At 46.6% G+C, this 18,661-nt stretch carries 14 protein-coding genes and 1 pseudogene; 13 read left to right on the top strand and 2 right to left on the bottom strand.

All coding sequences use genetic code 11. The features are described 5' to 3' along the window. Window positions 1–14 precede the first annotated feature (14 nt). From rnc to D908_RS22925, 8 genes and pseudogenes are all read left to right on the top strand, one after another. Window positions 15–692, top strand: coding sequence for a ribonuclease III (gene rnc / locus D908_RS16310; protein ID WP_000188753.1), 678 nt, complete (start codon window positions 15–17; stop codon window positions 690–692). Then, entirely contained in the window at window positions 685–1,659 is a 975-nt protein-coding gene (era, locus tag D908_RS16315; protein WP_000774935.1) for a GTPase Era, read from the top strand. Before rnc ends, era begins: the two co-directional genes overlap by 8 nt. 69 nt (window positions 1,660–1,728) lie before the next feature. After that, window positions 1,729–2,454 (top strand): DNA repair protein RecO, encoded by a 726-nt coding sequence (gene recO, locus D908_RS16320; RefSeq protein ID WP_001279493.1) that lies wholly within the window; start codon window positions 1,729–1,731, stop codon window positions 2,452–2,454. Next, window positions 2,451–3,182 (top strand): pyridoxine 5'-phosphate synthase, encoded by a 732-nt coding sequence (gene pdxJ / locus D908_RS16325; RefSeq protein ID WP_000095369.1) that lies wholly within the window; start codon window positions 2,451–2,453, stop codon window positions 3,180–3,182. Before recO ends, pdxJ begins: the two co-directional genes overlap by 4 nt. An 8-nt stretch (window positions 3,183–3,190) precedes the next feature. Further along, window positions 3,191–3,571, top strand: coding sequence for a holo-ACP synthase (acpS, locus tag D908_RS16330; RefSeq protein ID WP_000635071.1), 381 nt, complete (start codon window positions 3,191–3,193; stop codon window positions 3,569–3,571). Window positions 3,572–3,883: 312 nt separating this feature from the next. Next, a complete protein-coding gene (locus tag D908_RS16335; RefSeq protein WP_390622348.1) occupies window positions 3,884–5,107 on the top strand; it encodes a hypothetical protein in 1,224 nt (407 codons plus the stop codon). A gap of 9 nt (window positions 5,108–5,116) precedes the next feature. Beyond that, on the top strand, window positions 5,117–5,524 hold the full coding sequence (locus tag D908_RS0118855) for a hypothetical protein (RefSeq protein ID WP_000878561.1): 408 nt from the start codon (window positions 5,117–5,119) through the stop codon (window positions 5,522–5,524). After that, window positions 5,517–6,810 (top strand): annotated as a pseudogene (locus D908_RS22925) (diguanylate cyclase domain-containing protein). The gene D908_RS0118855 and the pseudogene D908_RS22925 overlap by 8 nt, the downstream one beginning before the upstream one ends. Here the strand turns inward: D908_RS22925 and barA are convergent. Continuing rightward, complete coding sequence (barA, locus tag D908_RS16340; protein ID WP_005522607.1) at window positions 6,798–9,581, bottom strand: two-component sensor histidine kinase BarA; 2,784 nt, start codon at window positions 9,579–9,581, stop codon at window positions 6,798–6,800. The pseudogene D908_RS22925 and the gene barA sit on opposite strands and share 13 nt — an antisense overlap. A gap of 171 nt (window positions 9,582–9,752) precedes the next feature. On the opposite strand from barA, the gene rlmD reads away from it, so the two are divergent. From rlmD to eno, 5 genes are all read left to right on the top strand, one after another. Beyond that, window positions 9,753–11,075 carry a 23S rRNA (uracil(1939)-C(5))-methyltransferase RlmD gene (gene rlmD / locus D908_RS16345; RefSeq protein ID WP_005522605.1) on the top strand — a complete coding sequence of 441 codons (1,323 nt, stop codon included), beginning with the start codon at window positions 9,753–9,755 and terminating at the stop codon, window positions 11,073–11,075. 64 nt (window positions 11,076–11,139) lie between these two features. Next, entirely contained in the window at window positions 11,140–13,356 is a 2,217-nt protein-coding gene (gene relA, locus D908_RS16350; RefSeq protein ID WP_005522603.1) for a GTP diphosphokinase, read from the top strand. A gap of 97 nt (window positions 13,357–13,453) precedes the next feature. Next, the gene (mazG, locus tag D908_RS16355; RefSeq protein WP_005522601.1) at window positions 13,454–14,266 is read left to right on the top strand and encodes a nucleoside triphosphate pyrophosphohydrolase; all 813 of its coding nucleotides are present in this window, start codon (window positions 13,454–13,456) and stop codon (window positions 14,264–14,266) included. 277 nt (window positions 14,267–14,543) lie between these two features. Beyond that, window positions 14,544–16,181: a CTP synthase gene (locus D908_RS16360; RefSeq protein ID WP_000210852.1), complete on the top strand. Its 1,638-nt coding sequence runs from the start codon at window positions 14,544–14,546 to the stop codon at window positions 16,179–16,181. A 78-nt stretch (window positions 16,182–16,259) separates the two neighbouring features. After that, window positions 16,260–17,561, top strand: coding sequence for a phosphopyruvate hydratase (eno, locus tag D908_RS16365; RefSeq protein ID WP_000036742.1), 1,302 nt, complete (start codon window positions 16,260–16,262; stop codon window positions 17,559–17,561). Window positions 17,562–17,783: 222 nt separating this feature from the next. Here the strand turns inward: eno and D908_RS16370 are convergent, their stop codons facing one another. Continuing rightward, window positions 17,784–18,653 (bottom strand): carbohydrate kinase family protein, encoded by an 870-nt coding sequence (locus D908_RS16370; RefSeq protein WP_005522599.1) that lies wholly within the window; start codon window positions 18,651–18,653, stop codon window positions 17,784–17,786. Between the last annotated feature and the right edge of the window lie 8 nt (window positions 18,654–18,661).

Raw genomic sequence — 18,661 nt, 5'->3', positions numbered from 1 at the left:
ATAATGTTGAGATTATGACACCTCCAATGAATAAATTAACAAGTAAGCTCGGTTATACCTTTAAGGAAATCGAGCTGCTTAATCTGGCGCTGACACACCGCAGCGCCAATGGTAAGCACAATGAACGTCTTGAGTTTCTGGGCGATTCAATTTTAAGTTTTGTCATTGCTGATGAGCTGTATCACCGCTTCCCGAAAGTGAATGAAGGCGATATGAGCCGTATGCGTGCCACCTTAGTGCGTGGTAACACGTTGGCGGAACTGGGTCGTGAATTCGATCTGGGAGATTACTTAAAATTAGGTCCAGGTGAGTTGAAAAGCGGTGGTTTTCGCCGAGACTCAATTCTGGCCGATGCCGTAGAAGCGATCATCGGTGCAATCTACCTCGATAGCGATCTGGAAACCGCGCGCCGTATTGTGCTTGAGTGGTATCACTGTCGTTTGGAAGAGATCAAACCGGGCGCATCACAAAAAGATCCGAAAACTCGCTTACAAGAGTTTTTACAAGGCAGAAGAAAACCGCTGCCTGTCTATACGGTGACTAATATTAAAGGTGAAGCACACAACCAAGAGTTTACCGTTGCGTGTGAAGTAGCAGGTATGGATACGCCTGTAATTGGTAAAGGCACAAGCCGCCGCAAGGCAGAGCAAGCGGCTGCAGAAACGGCTCTGGAGCAATTAACCAATGGCTGATCAAGAATTTGATATCGATGCATACTTTGCTTCTCAAAGCGAAGGCCAAACAGTGACATCGACACCGGAAAACCAGCATTGTGGCTTTGTCGCCATTGTTGGTCGTCCAAACGTAGGTAAATCGACTCTGCTGAATAACCTTTTAGGGCAGAAGATTTCGATCACCTCGCGTAAACCACAAACTACTCGCCACCGTATTATGGGCGTGGAGACCGATGGCAATTATCAGGCGATATACGTTGATACCCCAGGACTACACATTGAAGAAAAACGTGCGATTAACCGTTTGATGAACCGTGCGGCGTCAAGCTCATTGAGTGATGTGAACTTAGTGTTGTTTGTCGTTGAAGGTACTCACTGGACCGCCGATGACGAGATGGTGTTCAACAAGCTGCAAAAGGCGAACTTCCCAGTGGTACTTTGTGTGAACAAGGTGGATCAGGTGAAAGATCGTAACGAAGTCATGCTGCACATGCTGGAGCTTTCTAAGCGCATGCAGTTTGTCGATATCGTACCGATTTCCGCTAAACAGGGTAAAAACACCGACGTGCTGAAAAAGCATGTACGCGACCATTTACCGAAAGCAGTGCACCACTTCCCTGAAGAGTATGTGACGGATCGTTCACAGCGCTTTATGGCATCTGAAATCGTCCGTGAAAAGCTGATGCGTTTTACTGGCGAAGAGCTGCCGTATTCGGTGACGGTGGAAATCGAGCGTTTCGATTACAACCCAGATACTGATGGCTTCCACATCAACGCCCTGATTTTGGTTGAGCGTATTGGCCAGAAGAAAATGGTGATTGGTAAAAACGGCGAGAAGATCAAAACCATCGGCCGTGAAGCACGTCTGGATATGGAAGAGCTGTTTGGCCGCAAAGTCTACCTTGAGACTTGGGTGAAAGTGAAATCTGGATGGGCGGATGATGAGCGCGCCCTGCGTTCACTCGGCTATATCGACGATCTCTAAACTCTAAAGGTGGCGACCCAGTTGCCACCTTTTTCATTTCTACCTTCAACTGCATGATAGAAAGGGAAAATGTCAGACGGACTGCAACGCTGTTTTGTTCTGCACCGCCGCCCTTACAGTGAATCGAGCTTAATTCTCGATGTGTTCAGTGAGGAGTATGGCCGAGTCACATTAATGGCCAAAGGTGCGCGTGGAAAACGCTCCAACCTCAAAGGTGCGCTGCAACCTTTCACTCCTTTACTGCTGAAATGGTCGGGCAATGGCTCGATGAAAACCTTACGCCAAGCCGAACCAATTAGTCTCGGTTTACCGCTTTCTGGCGTCTATCTCTATTCTGCTATGTACATCAACGAGCTGGTGGATCGGGTGTTAATGCCAGAAGTCGCTAGTCCTGGGCTATTTCATGATTACCTGTTTGCACTAACTGAACTGGCGCAAAGCACCAATCCAGAGCCAGCGCTACGCCGCTTTGAACTCGCTTTGCTTGCTGCGATGGGCTACGGCGTCGATTTTCTGCATTGTGCGGGTACGGGCGAGCCAGTTTCACCTGACATGACTTACCGTTATCGTGAGCAAAAGGGCTTTATCGCTTCGGTACGTCGCGATAATCTCACCTTTCTCGGTAACGAGCTGATTGCGATCAGTGAACGGCGTTTTACCAGCAAAGAACAATTGCAAGCGGCAAAACGCTTTACACGTTTAGCCTTAAAGCCGTATCTTGGCGGCAAACCTTTAAAAAGTCGTGAGTTGTTTCGTCAAACAACTCTACCTCGAGCACGGAGTACAGAAGAATGAGCTCAATTTATCTTGGTGTGAATATCGATCACGTGGCTACTTTACGTAATGCACGCGGCACGCAATATCCTGATCCTGTGCATGCGGCGGAAATTGCTGAACGTGCGGGTGCGGATGGCATCACTATCCATCTTCGCGAAGATCGCCGCCACATCACAGATCGCGATGTGCGTATTTTGCGTGAAACACTACAAACTCGCATGAACCTTGAAATGGCCGTGACTGACGAAATGGTGGAGATTGCGCTGCAAACTCAACCAGAATATGTCTGCTTGGTACCTGAAAAGCGTGAGGAATTGACGACAGAAGGTGGCTTGGATGTACTTGGCCAGTTAGAGCGTGTGAAAGCGGCAACGGAAAAACTTACCGCAGCGGGTATTAAAGTTTCTCTGTTTATTGATGCAGATCGCGAGCAAATTGATGCGGCAAAAGCCTGTGGTGCACCATTCATTGAGCTTCATACAGGCCATTATTCTGATGCGAAAAGCGAAGTGGAACAGCAAAATGAGCTGAAAAAAATTGCTGCTGCTGCTGCGTATGCCCATGATTTAGGCATCACCGTTAATGCGGGGCATGGTCTGACGTATCACAATGTTGCTGCGATTGCTGCGATTCCAGAAATTTACGAGCTGAACATCGGCCATGCGATCATTGGTCGCGCTGTATTTGATGGTTTGTCAAAAGCAGTGGCAGATATGAAAGCCATCATGGTTGCAGCGCGTCGCTAGGCAGTAACATGATTGTTGGGCTCGGAACGGACATCGCTGAAATTGAACGGGTAGAAAAAGCGTTGGCGCGCTCTGGCGAAAGCTTCGCGCGCCGTATTCTCAGTGATCCTGAAATGGCACAGTTTCATGCTCTGAAACAACAAGGGCGTTTCTTAGCTAAGCGGTTTGCGGCCAAAGAAGCGGCATCTAAAGCGTTAGGTACCGGAATTGCTCAAGGCGTGACCTTTCACGATTTTACGATTACCAATGATGAAATGGGTAAGCCATTACTCAGTCTAAGCGGTAAAGCGGCTCAATTAGCGGCGCAACTTGAGGTTGCGCATATTCACCTCTCGATCTCTGATGAGCGCCATTACGCGATGGCCACCGTCATTTTTGAACGCCGCTAATGCGGCGTTCATGCTTTGGTTCATTTCAAATCTTTCATTTCCTGACTATATTTTTCTTGTGCACCGATTCTTATCTGAACGGAAGGATGAGTTTGCTCTGTTTCGAGCATCAATCTTCCTGAGTTTTCTCAGTAATCATTAAATTCAATTAATTGGGCGATGCATCATTGATGAACATCGAAATGGAGAACGTTTCACTGTGCGTGGAAATCTACGCTTTAGTGCAACATGCGCTAGTTTAGGAATGCCCCAATGATGCGAAACCCTTATCGAGCCCTGTTTCTCAGTAGTATTTCAACGGCATTCGCAATCATGAGCTTGCCAATATTAGCCGCTGATTGGGCTGTCTCGGGTTATGGTTCTTTAGGTTACAGCTACGAGAATGAAGAGAATCTTGGCTATTTACGTAACCTTGCGCAGCCTGATGACAATGAACGCAACGGTTCATTTTTGCCTGATTCCAATATTGGCGTGCAGTTTGATGTTCAGCTCAACCCTGAATGGTCAGTGACCACGCAGTGGGTATTGGAAGATCGTGTTGAACAATCCTTTAATGATGTCACTGAGTTGGCTTTTGTCCGTTATCTGCCTGACGAACATTGGGATTTACGTTTAGGTCGTTTAGGTTTGAATGCTTATATGGCATCGGATAGCCGACGCATTGATTACGCTTATCTTTGGGTTCGTCCACCGCAAGAGTTATATGGGAGTATTTTTTATGACTCTATCGATGGTATTGATGTTACTTACCGTGGCCGCTTGGATGAGTTGAATTGGTCTTTTGGTGCTCAATATGGTCGCATTGAGCAGAAGCTAGAAAATACGGGTAATTCAGAAGTTTCTTCTACCCGCTCAAATCAAACCTTAGCGCTTGTCTTGGCATTGGAACAAGGTCCATGGAGTGGGCGTTTGTCTTATGTGAATGTCGGAGGAATGCAGGTTTCACTGGGTGATACCTCAATGCAAGCACAGAAGGCCATTCAACAATTGGCGAATGCTGGTTTTGGTGTCATCAGCTCTGAAGCCGCATTACTCTATCAAGAAAGTAACCTTGAAAACGAAACCATTCAGTATTGGCAAATAGGATTGGGGTATGCGGATACCGCTCTCACCGTTCAATCTGAGCTTTACGCGATTCGAGGAAATAAAGCAGTGGTTCCGGAAGGGATTGGTGGATACCTATTAGCCGGATATTCGTTTGACTCTTTCACACCTTATGCGATGTACGGCAAATTTGTACCGAAGAATGAGGCTTATCAAGCGCAATCAGACTGGGGATTAGCGCCGGTCAACGGTACTCAATTGGCGCAGTTTCAAAAGGTGCTTATTGGTGGAATCAACTCGACTCACATCGATCAAAGTACCTTTTCATTGGGGTTACGCTGGGACATTACCGCTCAGATGGCACTTAAAGCACAGTACGATTACGTCGAAATTGGTGATTATGGCTACGGTTTATGGGCTGTTCCGATGGAGAGTATCTCGCAGGGCAGAGATGTCCATGTACTGAGCTTCAGTGTGAATTTTGTGTTTTAGGAGGCCCAGATGAAATATTGGTTACTCCTATTCACCTTGCTGTCTCCATTTGCTTCTTCGGCGGAGCTCTATGTGGTTGCAAGTTCTCAAAGTCCGTTAATGGCGATCGATAGACAAGAGTTATCCGCTCTGTATTTGGGACGCAATCGCGTGGTTGGTAACACGTACATCAACCAGGTGCTTGATCGCACTGGGGAGATTCGCCAGCGGTTCTTTTTACTCGTTACCAATATGCAGGAAAGTCAGGTGAATGCGTATTGGGCAAAACTGAAGTTTTCTGGGCGATTACGAGCGCCGGAATCTATCCAGGATGAACAAGAATTGGTGACAAAATTAGAAGCTAACCCGTTTTCCATCGGTTATACCGATCAGCCGCCAGCGGAAGATTTGAAAGTGTTATTGGTGATCTATGATTGAGCGCGCCACGTCTTCTCCTCTAGTAAACCGTTTACTAAAGATGATTTCATTGTGCGCACTGGTCTATTTGCTGATTATTTTGGCCATCATTATTCCGCGTGGCCTGCACTTAGTTGGGGAGCAGAAACAAGAACTGGAACAGAAGTTAGCGCTCTCCTTGAGTAATTCCGCTTCAATTGCCTTGTATGTGAATAACTATGATATTGCCTCTGAGGTGATGGATGCTTTGCTGCTGCATAAAGAAATTAATGCGGTCAAATTGGTGGGGGTCGATGGCGTCGTATTTGAACGAACAAGCGTGGTACAAACCGCCAAAGATCATAATTTCTGGGAAGATGCGAGCCAATACCATTTAACATCGCCTGTTGATGGGAATCTGATTGGCTACTTAATGATTCATGAGGATCACCAAGTGATCCGTCAGCAAGCGATCAATCAAATCCTGGATCAAATTGCCGTAGTGATGATTCAATTTCTGGTGACTTTTGTTGCGTTGATCTGGATTGTTCGTCGTCTTGTGGGTAAGCCATTAACAGAGCTTTCTGAAGCGCTGTCTGAAGTGCGACCAGATCATGATCGTAAGGTCACAGTCGCAATCGAGAATAAATACAATGAGATTGGTCTGGTGGCGGAAAGCATCAATGAATTCATTGATGCCTCTCATCAAGCATTGATTCGAGAGCGTGAATTACGCCAACAGATTGAACGTTGGGAAAATTACTATCGCATCATTGCCGAGCAGGACACGTTGAGTGGACTTAAAAATCGCTTGGGTTGCGAGAAATATGTACTGAATAAAAAACGCTCCAGTTCCATCATGGTGTTGCTGTTGATCGATCTGGACGGCTTCAAGCAAGTGAATGATACCTTGGGGCATGCGGCGGGTGATGATGTACTGCGGGAAATCGCCAAACGTTTTTTGGCTCTGGCTCAAGCTTCGTTTTTCTGATTCGGTTGTTGGGAGACTTGGTGGAGATGAGTTTGCCATCTACATTCCGATCGACTCTTTTGACTCCAGCAAGATAGAAGAGTTTGCGATGCAATTGATACAAGCTTCTTCTACTCCCATCCTATTGGGTAAGCAGAGTACGCAAGTAGGGTGCAGTATTGGTATTAGCTATATGGATTGCTTACACATCGATTTAGAAAAGCTGCTGTTGCAAGCCGATAAAGCCATGTATTGGGTTAAACACAGAGGTAAGCACAACTACCATATTTACAGTGCTGGGCAGGAAGTACGTCCGCTGCCCAGCAATCCAGAGGTTAAACGAGATCAATCCAAATAATCGGTAGATGCACTGATAACTTTTGCCATTTCATCCTGCAGCTCAAACAGTTCAGGTTCAAGATCATACACGGTGGCTCCGTTACGCAGAGCATGCTCTAAGCTTGCGCAGACTTTACGAAGTCTCGGCACACCACTGTATGAGCAACTGCCATGCAGTTTATGGATGTGATGCAGTAAATCGCTCGTTGCGTACTCTTCATCTTCCAATGCGAGATTGATGACGGTTTCTATCTCCTGCAAATGATCTACCAGCATACTGAGCATTTCTTTAGCGAGATCTTCTTTATTGGCGGATTGGCGCAGAGCCGCAGGCCAATCAATAATGGCATCCTCAGTTTGCTGGGAAAAACTCAATGCATTCTGCACTACTGCAGCACCGTCCGGTGGTGTGATTTTAGCTACTTGTTTACTGCGGGTGTGAGGGCTCCAATGCACCAATACCTGCTGCAAGATGTGTTCTTCAATCGGTTTAGTGAGGTAATCATCCATCCCGGCTTTAAGTAGACGATCGCGCTCACCTGCCATTGCATGTGCAGTTACGGCAATCACTGGAGTATCGCTATAGCCCTTGAGCTGTTTGATCTCTTTGCAAGCGGTTACCCCATCCATATGCGGCATTTGAATATCCATCAAAATAATATCGAAATGACGGATTTGCGCTTGCTCTATGGCTTCTTGGCCACTGGTACAGGCAACCACACACTCAACTCGTTCTTGCAAAAGTGCAGTGATCAGTTTGAGGTTGGCAGGGTTATCGTCCACAGCCATTACACACAGCGGCAATTTATCCGCTTGCGGCTTAGGTAGGCTCGGGTTGGAAAGCTGTGGCTGTTGGGCTGCTAAGGTTTGCAGCAGTTTCTTACGTGATAGAGGTTTACCGATACATTTAACCGGATAACGCTGCATTAGCTGATCGGCCAAAGCCAGCTCAGTACTCGGAACTCCCACGATCACGTTATGCGCCATTGCCAATGCGCGTTGTACCCAAAGTTCAACCAAGGTTGGGTTGGTCTCTTTGCTTGGAGCAAGGTTGAGAAGCACATAGTCGTAAACCTGCTCCTCTTCTGGTATCGCTGAGCGGTAAGTGACCTCTAAACCGCTTTGTACCAGAGTTTGCTGCACAATGGCCGCAGCCTGCATGTTTGGCTCAATCAACAACAGATGACGATGATTGAGCAAGCTAGCATCATAACCATCATTCATTGGCAACTCAGTGGTATGCAAGCGCAAGGTAAACCAGAAGGTTGAACCTTGGTGCAAACGGCTGGTGAGGCTAATTTCACCGCCCATATGGCTGACCAGTTTTTGGGTAATCACCAGCCCCAATCCTGTACCACCATAACGGCGAGAAATACTCGCATCCGCCTGGCTAAAGGCTTGGAATAACTGAGCTTGTTGTCGCTCCGAAATACCAATACCGGTATCTCGCACCATAAATTGCAGGTCGATCACATCATCGCGTAGCGCTCGCATTTCCACGCTGACATCAATGTTGCCTCGTTCTGTAAATTTAATGGAGTTACCGACCAAGTTGGTCAGAACTTGTTGAATACGCAGTGGATCGCCCACTACGCCACGCGGAATTTTCGGGTCGATCTTGAGGGTGATTTCTAACCCTTTTTCATGGGCGCTGGTGGCTTGTAGGTTAACCACTTCTTCTAGCACTTCTTGGAATTCAAACGGAATATTCTCCAGCGCCAGTTTGCCCGCTTCGAGTTTGGAGAAGTCCAGAATGTCATTAATTATTGTCAGAAGATTATTGGCTGATTTTTCAATGGTTTGTAGGTAATCAGTTTGGCTGTTGGTGAGCTGAGTTTTCAGCATTTGTCTGGTAAAGCCAATTACACCATTGAGTGGAGTACGCAGCTCATGCGACATGTTGGCCAGAAATTCGGATTTAACACGCGCCGCTTCTTGTGCACGTTTTTTGGCGATGTCTAATTCGACGTTTTGAATTTCAAGCTGCTCAAGGGTTTCCCGTAAATCGGAAGTCGCTTGGTCGATACTGTGCTGCATCTCAACATGGTATTCGGAGAGCGAAACCGCCATCGCGTTGATGCCTTTTTTCAGCGAATCCAATTCGCCGTGCATTTTCCCTTCGATCCGTACATCCAAATGTCCGCGGCGAATTCGATCCACCATGTTTTTCATATGAGTGATCGGGCGCGTTACGTCGTGCATCAGGCGTGAAGCAAAAATACCGGACAGCAGAATACCAATCACTAATACTAATCCAGCAGAGAAAATCTCCTGATACTGCTGTAAACGTAGGGAGGAAAGATCGAGTTCAATGGCGATATAACCCATCACTGGTGTGGCTGGATTGGCATCACCATTTTCGAGCAAGGTACGCTCAGAAACGATCGGCGTGCGCAGAATCAGCGTGTTTTCATCAATCACCGAGCTGCTCAGAAATGGGATAGGCTTATCCTTGGGATACATGAGCTTTTCGAAATTGGGATGAAAGTTGGACGTTACAAACAGTTCATGATTGGCATCGAATACCGCAATGCTGCGTACTAATTTCGAATTTTTACGATGCGCATAACTGATGATGCGCCGCACCGACTCACGGCTTTGCATTCGCAAGTCATCTTCACTGGCAATGGCCAGCGGTTCAATGATGCTCGCACCCGTATTGATCATCTGAGTTTCTAAGTCGTGATAACGGTTAAAAGAGAACAGTGCGCTAAGAAGCAGGCCAATAATCAGGGTTGGAGCCAGAGTGAGCGTCATAACGCGGGCGCGCAAGCCATATCTTCGATTCATTATTGTCTAAACATTGTGGTGTGGATATGGGAAAATACCCCGCACAACTCGGATTGCGAGGGGAAACGTTGGCGCTAGCTTAATCAACTCCCTGACCTTCGACAATCACCCCCGTGCAGAATAGTGATGCCGGGGCGAAAACAATTCTATTTCAATACTTGAGCACAGAGCATGGCACGTTTCTTTCAACCGAAAAAGCAAAGCACATTAGATAAAAAGCACCAACCAGTCAGCATAGAACGGTTGGATCACCAAGGCAGCGGACTGGCCTTTTTGCAGAAAAAACCGTTGTTTGTGGATGGCGCTTTGCCAGGGGAAGAAGTGCTGATTCAACTGACTGAAAGCAAAAGTAAATACGCACGTGGGCAGTTGATCAAAGTGCTTAAACCAAGCACTGAGCGAGTTGAGCCGTTTTGTGCGCACTATGCACAATGTGGTGGCTGTGATTTGCAGCATCTTGACCGCGCGGGTCAAATTAACCATAAGCAGCAGGCGTTAAGTCAATTAATGGTGAAGTTTGCAGGGCAGAGCCTTGCTCTGTCAGCGCCGGTTTGCTCTGATGATCAAGGTTATCGTCGCCGAGCAAGACTAAGCTTGATGTGGGATAAAAAAACACAGCAGCTGCAATTTGGTTTTCGCCGTAAGCAGAGTAAAGCCATTGTTTCTGTCACCCATTGCCCAGTACTTGAGCCGAGTTTGAATGCGTTATTACCTGAACTCAATGCCTTGCTGAGCCAGTGGAGCCAGCCTGAGTTGCTCGGCCATGTGGAATTGGTGAAAGGCGACAATACGCAAGTGTTGGTACTACGCCATTTAGGTGTTTTGGCTGAGCAAGATCAGCAGTCTTTATCTGACTTTGCCACACAAAAGGGACTAACCTTATACCTAACGCTGGAAGCGGGTGAGCTGCAACATGTGCAAGGTGAAGCTCCGTACTGTGAAGAAACGGGCAGTCGTTTAAGCTTTTTGCCTAACCACTTTATTCAAGTTAACCGGGCGGTGAATCAACAGATGGTGGAGCAAGCGCTTAACTGGCTTGAGGTGAACAAGCAAGATCGTGTGCTCGATCTGTTTTGTGGCTTAGGCAATTTCACATTGCCATTGGCAAAACAAGCGCAAGAAGTGGTTGGTGTAGAAGGCGTGGAAGAAATGGTGCAGCATGCCACTCATAACGCCAAATTGAACCAAATCAACAATGTCGCGTTTTATCAGGCCAATTTGGAACAAGATATGACGAATGCCTCATGGGCACAGCAGAAATTTGCTAAAGTACTGCTCGACCCCGCCCGTGCTGGTGCAGAAGGCATTGTGGATCAACTGGCTGCGTTAGGTGCAGAGCGGGTGGTTTATGTGTCGTGCAACCCGGCGACACTGGCTCGTGATAGCCAAAGCTTGCTGAGCCAAGGGTTTCGCTTAGAAAAACTGGGTATGTTGGATATGTTCCCACACACCAGTCATCTCGAATCCATGGCTTTGTTTGTGAAAAAGCGCTAGCGACTGAACTCTTCATCTAAGCGTCAGTCGAAGGCTAAAAAATACAATTATTAGGACGATATCAATGGTTGCGGTACGAAGCGCACACTTAAACCCAGACCAACAGTTTGAGCTAGAAACATGGATTGCCAGCCTTATCCAAGAGGGTAAAACGGCCGCTAAATTGACCGCAGTATATCGCGACTGTGAGCAACTACTGGCGGGTAATCCACAAGGGCCATTGCTGCTATGGCGTGGGCGGGAAATGATCGAAATTTTGATCACCCTGTCGATGGATCGCCCAACCTTAGTGGCTGCTTTGCTATTTCCGATCGCCACCAGTGGCGTGTTGGATAATGAATCGCTCGAAGAGAGCTATGGCAGAGAAGTGCTTAAGCTGATCCACGGTGTGGAAGAGATGGCCGCCATTGGCCAGCTCAACGTTACCATGCATGGCAGTGAAGCCTCGGCGCAAGTGGATAACGTGCGGCGTATGCTGCTGGCCATGGTGGATGATTTCCGCTGCGTGGTCATCAAACTTGCTGAGCGGATCTGTAATTTGCGTGAAGTGAAAAATGAACCGGATGAAGTGCGCCGCATCGCCGCGAAAGAGTGTGCCAACATTTACGCGCCACTGGCTAACCGTCTAGGCATTGGTCAGCTCAAATGGGAAATTGAAGACTACGCGTTCCGTTACCAACAGCCTGATACCTACAAACAGATTGCCAAACAGCTTTCTGAGCGCCGTATTGTGCGTGAGCAGTACATCCGTGATTTTGTCAGCGATCTGCGCGCTGAGATGAAGCAGTTAGGCATCAACGCCGAAGTCAGCGGTCGCCCGAAACACATCTACAGCATCTGGCGCAAAATGCAGAAAAAGAGCCTCGCCTTTGATGAGCTGTTTGATGTGCGCGCGGTGCGGATTATTGCCGACAAGCTGCAAGACTGTTATGCCGCGCTCGGTATTGTGCATACCAAGTACAAACATTTGCCAAACGAGTTTGATGACTACGTGGCAAACCCGAAGCCGAACGGCTATCAGTCAATCCATACCGTGATTTTGGGGCCAGAAGGCAAAACCATCGAAATCCAGATCCGTACCAAGCAGATGCACGAAGAGTCAGAGCTTGGGGTGGCGGCACACTGGAAATACAAAGAAGGCAGCAGCGCTGGCCGCAGTGGCTACGATGAGAAGATCACTTGGCTGCGTAAACTGCTTGATTGGCAAGAAGAGATGTCCGACTCGGGCGAAATGCTCGACGAGCTGCGTAGCCAAGTGTTTGATGATCGCGTTTACGCCTTTACCCCGAAAGGCGATGTGGTCGACTTGCCGATGGGCGCCACACCGCTCGATTTTGCCTACCACATTCACTCCGAAGTGGGGCATCGCTGTATCGGTGCGAAAGTCGCAGGGCGTATCGTGCCGTTCACCCACAAATTACAGATGGGCGATCAGGTCGAAATTATCACTGCGAAAGAGCCAAACCCTTCGCGTGATTGGTTAAACCCATCGCTTGGGTTCGTTCACTCTGGTCGTGCGCGCGCCAAGATCAATGCTTGGTTCCGCAAACAGAGCCGTGAAAAAAATCTCGAAGCGGGACGGGAAATTCTCGAAATCGAACTGGCGAAAATCGGTGCCAATCTCAAGCACGCCGAGGCGTATGCGCTCAAGCGCTTTAACGTCAATAGCGTGGATGAAATGTACGTCGGTATCGGCAGTGGTGATCTGCGTATCAATCAGATCGTTAACCATATCAATGCGTTAGTGAATAAACCGACCGCCGAGGAAGAAGATAAGCTCGCGCTGGAAAAACTGCAGGAAAACAAAGCACTAATTCCTAATCGTCCGCATAAAGATGCGGTGGTGGTGGAAGGAGTCGATAACCTGATGACTCACCTTGCGCGTTGCTGCCAGCCGATCCCCGGTGATGAGATCCGCGGCTACATTACCCAAGGCCGTGGCATTTCGGTGCATCGTAGTGACTGTGAACAGTTGGAAGAGTTGAGCCATCACGCACCGGAGCGGATCATTGATACCGTGTGGGGCAGTGGCTTTGTCGGCTCGTACTTGCTGACAGTACGCGTAGAAGCGATGGAGCGCAGTGGGCTGCTCAAAGACATCACCACCTTGCTCGCCAATGAAAAAGTGAAAGTTGCGAGTATGAAGAGTCGTTCCGATTACAAACGGCAAATCATCATCATGGATTTCGATCTTGAGGTGAACAACGTTGAAGCCTTAGCGCGAGTCTCCAAACGCATCGAGCAGATAAAAGATGTTATGTTGGTCAAACGCTTAGGTTAAATCCAACTCAAACAGCGAGGTGTGAAGTGAAAACTTCCACCTCGTTTCTATTTTAGGCTCTCAAAAATCTAATGTTAGGCCAGCAGTGAGGATATGTATGTCACACCCGATTGAACAACTCGAACAGATCATGAGCCGCCTGCGTGACCCAGAGCAGGGTTGCCCGTGGGATAAAGAGCAAACTTTTGACACCATTGCGCCATACACCATTGAAGAAACCTTCGAAGTGGTGGATGCCATTACCCAGCGCGATTGGTCTAACTTGCGTGAAGAGTTGGGGGATTTGCTATTTCAGGTAATTTTCTACAGCCAAATGGCCAAAGAACAGGGGCTGTTTGAGTTTCGTGATGTGGTGGATGCAGTCAATGAGAAGCTGACTCGCCGCCATCCTCATGTGTTTGGTGATGCGACGTTTGAGAATGAAGCGCAAATTCACGCCAATTGGGAGGCAGAAAAAGCCAAAGAAAAAGCCCAAGCAGGAAAAAGTGAGCAAAGTATCCTAGACTCTGTACCACGTTCATTACCCGCATTATCGCGTGCTCACAAGATCCAGAAAAAGTGCGCTAAATACGGATTTGATTGGGATAGCTTAGGCCCGGTTGTCGACAAAGTGCACGAAGAAGTCGAAGAGGTGATGGAAGAAGCGCTGCAAGTTGATGTGGATACTCAAAAAGTGGAAGAAGAGTTAGGCGATTTATTGTTCGCTACCGTCAATTTGGTGCGCCATTTAGGGCATGACCCTGAGCTGGCTTTGAGCAAAGCCAACGCCAAATTTGTGCGTCGTTTTCAAGGTGTAGAAGACAAAGCGAGAGCGAAAAATAAGCCACTACAGGACTTTACCTTGGCTGAGTTGGATGGCTTTTGGGATGAAGTAAAACTTGAAGAAAAACAGGCGATAAAGCCGTTTTAATGGCTGAGCATTAAAAAAGAAAGCTAACTCATTGATGAGCTTAATGGTTGATTAAGCAGCCAATTTAGTAGGTGCTGAAAAATAGCGCAGTTTGGGACAAAATTGACTCAGATAATGTATTACCTGCGTGCTTCGCTTCAATTTGGTTTGATTTGAAGCAAAAAATAAAAAATTGAGTGTGATAGATTTCACGTTGTGGCAATGGGGGGCTTCTGGTATAGTTTTGTCCCGTCCAGAAGAAATCCATTTCCCTCATTCAACCATTTTCAGGTTAAACATGACGACAAATTATATTTTTGTTACTGGCGGGGTTGTATCCTCTCTAGGTAAAGGTATTGCAGCGGCATCCCTTGCAGCGATTCTCGAAGCTCGTGGTCTTAAAGTGACCATGATGAAGCTTGACCCTTACATCAACGTTGACCCAGGCACAATGAGCCCAACTCAACACGGTGAAGTGTTCGTTACGGAAGATGGCGCGGAAACTGACCTAGACCTTGGTCACTACGAGCGTTTCATTCGTACCAAAATGACCAAGCGCAACAACTTCACTGCAGGTCGTGTTTACGCTGACGTACTGCGCAAAGAGCGTCGTGGCGACTACCTAGGTGCAACCATTCAGGTTATCCCTCATATCACTAACGCGATCAAAGATCGTGTGATTGCAGGCTCAGAAGGCCACGATATCGCTATCGTTGAAGTTGGCGGTACTGTGGGTGATATCGAATCACTGCCATTCATGGAAGCGATTCGTCAGCTAGCAATCGAAGTTGGCCGTGAAAACGCAATGTTCATGCACCTGACTCTGGTTCCTTACCTAGCGGCAGCCGGTGAAGTGAAAACTAAGCCAACTCAACACTCTGTAAAAGAACTGCTTTCAATAGGTATTCAGCCAGACATTCTGGTTTGCCGTAGCGATCGTATGATCCCAGCGAACGAGCGTAAGAAGATCGCTCTGTTCTGTAACGTGCCTGAAAAAGCCGTTATCTCTATGAAAGACGTTGATTCTATCTACAAGATCCCGCAACTGATCCGTTCTCAAGGTTTGGATGATCTGGTTTGTGCACGTTTTGGCATTAACGCTCCAGAAGCAGATCTGTCTGAATGGGAACAAGTGATTTACGAAGAAGCGAACCCAACCGGTGAAGTGACTATCGGTATGGTCGGTAAATACACCGAACTGCCAGATGCTTACAAATCAGTGAACGAAGCTCTGAAACATGCGGGTCTGAAGAACCGTCTGAGTGTGACCATCAAATACGTAGATTCACAAGACGTTGAAACCAAAGGTGTTGATGTTCTTGCTGGTCTTGATGCGATTCTGGTACCAGGTGGCTTTGGCGATCGTGGTATCGAAGGCAAGATCCGTGCTGCGCAATATGCACGTGAAAACAAAATTCCTTACCTAGGCATCTGCTTGGGTATGCAAGTGGCACTGATTGAATACTCACGCAACGTTGCGGGTATGGAAGGTGCACACTCAACCGAATTCAATAAAAATACCAAATACCCAGTGGTTGGTTTGATCACCGAATGGGTAGATGGCGAAGGCAATGTCGAAGAGCGTAGCGAAAAATCGGATCTTGGCGGCACCATGCGTCTAGGTTCACAGCTATGCCACCTTGAGAAAGGTACCAAAGCGTACGAACTGTACGGTAGCGCGACTATTCATGAGCGTCACCGTCACCGTTACGAAGTGAACAACCTGCTGCGTCCTCAGATTGAAAAAGCAGGTTTGAAGGTTTCTGGTCTGTCAGCAGATAAGAAGCTGGTTGAAGTGATTGAGAACCCTGCTCACCCATGGTTTATTGCAGCGCAGTTCCACCCAGAGTTCACCTCAACCCCACGCGATGGCCACCCTCTGTTTGCTGGCTTTGTGAAAGCAGCAGGTCAGTACCAACGCGGTGAATTGAAGTAAAAGGATACGGGTAGCCACTCTAGCAGTGTGGCTACCCTTTTAGTTTTGACATTTAAATTCAATTGAGAGGAAACATTAATGTCTAAGATCGTTAAAGTTCTAGGTCGTGAAATCATCGACTCACGTGGTAACCCAACGGTAGAAGCGGAAGTTCATCTGGAAGGTGGTTTCGTTGGTATGGCAGCAGCTCCATCTGGTGCTTCTACTGGTTCTCGTGAAGCGCTTGAACTGCGCGACGGTGACAAGTCTCGTTTCCTAGGTAAAGGCGTTCTGAAAGCGCTGGCTGCGGTTAATGGTCCAATCGCAGACGCTCTGGTTGGCAAAGATGCAAAAGATCAAGCAACTATTGACCAAATCATGATCGACCTAGACGGTACTGAGAACAAGTCAAACTTCGGCGCAAACGCGATTCTGGCGGTTTCTCTAGCAAACGCGAAAGCAGCAGCGGCAGCAAAAGGCATGCCTCTGTACGAGCACATCGCTGAGCTGAACGGCACTCCTGGCGTATTCTCAATGCCTCTACCAATGATGAACATCATCAACGGTGGTGAGCACGCTGACAACAACGTAGACATCCAAGAGTTCATGATCCAACCAGTTGGCGCAAAAACTCTGAAAGAAGCAGTACGTATGGGCGCAGAAGTGTTCCATAACCTAGCTAAAGTACTGAAGTCTAAAGGCTACAACACTGCAGTTGGTGATGAAGGTGGTTTCGCTCCTAACCTGAAATCTAACGCAGAAGCGCTAGAAGTCATCGCTGAAGCCGTTGCTGTTGCAGGTTACAAACTGGGTACTGACATCACTCTAGCGATGGACTGTGCTGCTTCTGAGTTCTACGACGCAGAGAAGAAAGAATACAACCTGAAAGGCGAAGGTCGTATCTTCACTTCTAATGGTTTCTCTGATTTCCTAGAAGAGCTGACTGAGAAGTTCCCAATCGTTTCTATCGAAGACGGTCTGGACGAGTCTGACTGGGAAGGTTTCGCATACCAAACTGAGAAACTGGGTAAGAAAATCCAAATCGTTGGTGACGATCTGTTCGTAACTAACACCAAGATCCTGAAGCGTGGTATCGACAACGGTATCGCTAACTCTATCCTGATCAAGTTCAACCAAATCGGTTCTCTGACTGAAACACTGGCTGCGATCAAGATGGCAAAAGATGCTGGCTACACTGCAGTTATCTCTCACCGTTCAGGCGAAACTGAAGACGCAACTATCGCTGACCTAGCGGTAGGTACTGCAGCAGGTCAAATCAAGACTGGTTCTATGAGCCGTTCTGACCGCGTTGCTAAGTACAACCAACTGATCCGTATCGAAGAAGCACTGGGTTCACGTGCTCCTTTCAACGGTCTGAAAGAAGTGAAAGGCCAAGCTTAATTCTAAGCTGAGCGCATTCGCGATTAATGAAAAAACGCCCTGCATTGCAGGGCGTTTTGTTTTTCTCTGAGAATGATGTATAGATCTAGATTAGGAGGTTAAATTCTTACCCAAAAGTAATTCGGAGTCATCATGACTATATGGGTGGGGAAAATGTTAGGTAAATACACGTAGCATCGAGTTGTTAGCATGCTTTGAATATAAATGATGAGCACAGAAACATTAAAATGAATAATAAGTGATAGAAGCATCCTCAACACACTTTCCAATAGGGAAATGTGTTAATGGATTCGTCATGTATTCTTTAGTCGTTATAATACTAATCTCATTTCCTTCTGAATTTTTGGCTTCTTTTATCGCAATATAAGATGCGGTATTGCAATAATTCAATGCATCACATGGAGACATAGAGTCTAATAATCCTGCTATAAATAATGTAGAAGTTAAATATCCAATATCTATGAAGTTAAGTGATACATCAGGATAATTTGTAATATAACATTGACCATTATATCCAAGCATTAGGGTGTGTTGTTTATCTAACGCCAGTAATGGTTTATTTATTAGGATGACCTTTGCACCATAGTTCATTAATGCTTTACAAGATGAAATAATATTATCAAAAGTTGCTATTTCAATATTCGTTATTTTTTCTAACTCAGGTTGGCTGAGAATCACAACATCTGCTATAGGGATTAGATTAGTTATAATTCCATAAGGATTATATCTAATATTATGGTTATTATTAATGTTTTCAAAGATAGAGAATAAAACATGTATGGTATCAAATGGAATGTCTTTAACAATAATGTCTATATAGCTAGATAATTCCATATAACTTTTTGACATAGTGAGCCTTATGTAAAAGTTAGAAAAACTATCATTAGTTTTTTTCTCATTTTCTGAATAGTCTAAGTTGTTTATATTTTCTGATTTTCTTTCTATATAACCAAAGTTTATTGTGTGGTTTGAAATCTGGACAGCCTGGATTGGGATTATTTTTAACCCCATTTTTTCTAACAATAAAACTAATAAATCATTGCCAATTTTTCCATGCAATTCTTGTCTTTGAATCGAAATCACACTTTTCATTTGCATTC

It is taken from the genome of Vibrio mimicus CAIM 602 (assembly GCF_000338875.1).
GTDB classification, from domain to species: domain Bacteria; phylum Pseudomonadota; class Gammaproteobacteria; order Enterobacterales; family Vibrionaceae; genus Vibrio; species Vibrio mimicus.
The sequence above is the reverse complement of the archived record's forward strand: the minus strand, read 5'-3'. Positions and strand labels throughout refer to the sequence as shown.

Bases quoted from the DNA above. Each gene is read 5' to 3' on its own strand.
- recO (WP_001279493.1), top strand. From the start codon at position 1,729: ATGTCAGACGGACTGCAACGCTGTTTTGTTCTGCACCGCCGCCCTTAC.
- rlmD (WP_005522605.1), top strand. From the start codon at position 9,753: ATGGCACGTTTCTTTCAACCGAAAAAGCAAAGCACATTAGATAAAAAG.
- mazG (WP_005522601.1), top strand. From the start codon at position 13,454: ATGTCACACCCGATTGAACAACTCGAACAGATCATGAGCCGCCTGCGT.
- barA (WP_005522607.1), bottom strand. From the start codon at position 9,581: ATGAATCGAAGATATGGCTTGCGCGCCCGCGTTATGACGCTCACTCTG.
- pdxJ (WP_000095369.1), top strand. From the start codon at position 2,451: ATGAGCTCAATTTATCTTGGTGTGAATATCGATCACGTGGCTACTTTA.
- D908_RS16335 (WP_390622348.1), top strand. From the start codon at position 3,884: ATGAGCTTGCCAATATTAGCCGCTGATTGGGCTGTCTCGGGTTATGGT.
- rnc (WP_000188753.1), top strand. From the start codon at position 15: ATGACACCTCCAATGAATAAATTAACAAGTAAGCTCGGTTATACCTTT.
- relA (WP_005522603.1), top strand. From the start codon at position 11,140: ATGGTTGCGGTACGAAGCGCACACTTAAACCCAGACCAACAGTTTGAG.
- acpS (WP_000635071.1), top strand. From the start codon at position 3,191: ATGATTGTTGGGCTCGGAACGGACATCGCTGAAATTGAACGGGTAGAA.
- D908_RS0118855 (WP_000878561.1), top strand. From the start codon at position 5,117: ATGAAATATTGGTTACTCCTATTCACCTTGCTGTCTCCATTTGCTTCT.
- eno (WP_000036742.1), top strand. From the start codon at position 16,260: ATGTCTAAGATCGTTAAAGTTCTAGGTCGTGAAATCATCGACTCACGT.
- D908_RS16360 (WP_000210852.1), top strand. From the start codon at position 14,544: ATGACGACAAATTATATTTTTGTTACTGGCGGGGTTGTATCCTCTCTA.
- era (WP_000774935.1), top strand. From the start codon at position 685: ATGGCTGATCAAGAATTTGATATCGATGCATACTTTGCTTCTCAAAGC.
- D908_RS16370 (WP_005522599.1), bottom strand. From the start codon at position 18,653: ATGAAAAGTGTGATTTCGATTCAAAGACAAGAATTGCATGGAAAAATT.